Genomic DNA, 2,459 nt, shown 5'->3' with positions numbered 1-2,459 from the left:
GTCCAAGTGCGTGTGGCGTGAGGTTAACGACACCATTCCGGCGGTAGCAATACCTCAACGGGAAAAGAATCCGCAGCCATAGACGTCTCCCATTAAAAGTGCAGGTCAATGGCATCAAAGGGCCGGATCCAGCCGACAGTGCAGCCATGGACACCTTCAGCCAAGCACTGTTATCGTTAACTCTCGTCACCATGGAGCCGAGTAAGGAGCAGATGTGCCCGCGCCTCGTTCGTACGACCCCCTCCCCAGCTACCCGCCGGTCGCCGGGGAAGTGGCCGCCGGCTGGTCGGCCCCAGCCGCGGATCTGCCGCTCGGCGCGCTGGTCCTGGCGGTCGACGGCCCAGCGGCCCTCGACTGGCCCGCGCTGACCGACGGCCTGTCCGCGGCCCTGCGCTCCGCGGGCCGCGACGTGGACCTGCTCGATGTACGCGACCACTACGCGGCGGCCGCGGACGAGCGGCTGGCCGCCCGGCCGGTCCACCCCGACGACCCGTTCTTCACACCGCTCTCCCCCGCCCAGGTCGCGGACCTGTTCGACTCCCTCCCGCGGGCCGAGCGCCCGGTGCGGGACGGAGTGACGGTGGTGTACGGGCCGGGTGCTTCACTGTGCGGTCCGGACGTGCTGTGGTACGCCGACCTGCCGAAGCGGTACGCCGAGGCGGCGGTGGCGAAGGGCGAGCTGCCGGTCGGCGTCAACCTGGGCCGGCGCGACGAGCCCGGCGACCTGGTGCGGCTGTTCTACACCGACTGGCCCGTGCTGGACCGGCACCGCGACGCGATCGCGGGACGGGTCGACCGCTGGATCGACGTGCAGGACACCGCCCGCCCGGCCTCACTGGACGGTCCCGCGCTTCGCGGCACCCTGGCGCACCTGGCACGGGGTCCCGTACGCACCCGTCCCTACTTCAACTCCACTCCGTGGGGAGGCCAGTGGGCGGCCAGTGAACTCGGCTTCACCCCCCGGGCCGGCAACACCGCCCTCGGCTACGAGCTGATCGCTCCCGAAGCGGGAGTCCTGGTCGGCGAGAAGGACGGGCCGCAGGTCGAGGTCCCCTTCCAGTTGCTGTGCGTCGAACACCCCGAGGACATGCTCGGTGAAGACGTCCACCGCCGGTTCGGCACGTCCTTCCCGATCCGCTTCGACTACCTCGACACGATGGGCGGTGGCAACCTGTCCCTGCACCTCCACCCGCAGGAGCGGTACATGCGCGAGGTGTTCGGCTGGCCGTACACCCAGCACGAGACGTACTACGTCACGGCCAGCGAGGACGGCGCCCAGGTACTGCTCGGCCTCACCGACGAGGCGGACCCCGACACCATGCGCCGCCAGGTGGAGGACGCCATCGCCAACGACACCCCGATGCCCGTGACGGACCACGTCCGGACCTACCCGGCGACAGTGGGACAGCTGTTCATGATCCCGGCGGGCACACCGCACGCCTCCGGCGCGGGAAACCTGGTGCTCGAAGTGAGCGCGACCCCTTACCTCTACTCCCTCCGGTTCTACGACTGGCTGCGCAAGGACGCCGACGGTGCGTCCCGGCCCCTGCCCTACGAGCACGGCTTCGCCAACCTGGACACGACCCGGCGCGGCGACGACGTCACGAAGGACCTCGTCCAGCTGCCGCGCACCGTGCGCGCGGGAGAGGGCTGGCGCGAAGAGGTCATCGGCGCGCTGCCCGAGATGTTCTACGCCGTGCACCGCCTCGTCGTCGAAGGCGGCGCCGACATCCCCGACGACACCGAGGGCCGCTTCCACATCCTCAACATCGCCGCGGGCGAAGGCGCCCTCATCGAAACCCTCGACGGCCGCACCCACTCCCTGGCCTTCGCCGAGACCATCACGATCCCCGCCGCCGTGGGCCCCTACCGCGTCCGCGCGCTCGGCGACGACGAGGTGCGGATCGTCAAGGCGCTGGTGGTCGAGCCGTGACCGTGACCCCCGAGGAGCGGACCCCGGCGCCGGTACCGGTCCTCGACATCGGCGGTACGCACGTCACCGCCGCTCTCGTGGACCCGGCCGCAGGCCGTCCCCTCCCCTCCACCAGGATCCGCAGGCCTCTGAACCCGCACGCCCGGGCCGACGACCTCCTCGACGCCATCGGATCGGCCGCGCAGACACTGCCGACCGGGCACGGCCCGTGCTGGGGGGTGGCGATACCCGGCCCCTTCGACTACGCGAGGGGCATCGGCCGCTTCGCCGACGTGGGGAAGTTCGAATCCCTGTCCGGCGTCGACGTCGGGGCCGGGCTGCGCGAGCGGCTGGCCGGCCGGTCCGAGCAGCTACGGTTCCTCAACGACGCCGACGCGTTCGCCATCGGCGAGCACGGTTCCGGAGCCGCCACCGGTCACGACCGGGTCATCGGCCTGACGCTGGGCACGGGCGTGGGATCCTCTTTCCTCGCCGCCGGCCGTCCTGTCCACACCGGCGGCCTGGTGCCGCCGAGCGGACACGTGCA

General features: G+C 71.1%; 2 protein-coding genes. Both read left to right on the top strand.

What is annotated here, in order from left to right:
• Positions 1-214: 214 nt before the first annotated feature.
• Positions 215-1,933 carry a class I mannose-6-phosphate isomerase gene (locus RIF68_RS34170; RefSeq protein ID WP_289908314.1) on the top strand — a complete coding sequence of 573 codons (1,719 nt, stop codon included), beginning with the start codon at positions 215-217 and terminating at the stop codon, positions 1,931-1,933.
• Positions 1,930-2,459, top strand: a 530-nt coding sequence (locus RIF68_RS34165) for an ROK family protein (RefSeq protein ID WP_309055354.1), incomplete at its 3' end; no start/stop codon positions are given. The genes RIF68_RS34170 and RIF68_RS34165, both read left to right, overlap by 4 nt.

The sequence above is a fragment of the Streptomyces sp. genome (assembly GCF_031178505.1).
GTDB lineage: Bacteria > Actinomycetota > Actinomycetes > Streptomycetales > Streptomycetaceae > Streptomyces > Streptomyces gulbargensis.
Note: the sequence above shows the minus strand (reverse complement) of the source record. Positions and strands in the feature narration are given on the sequence as shown.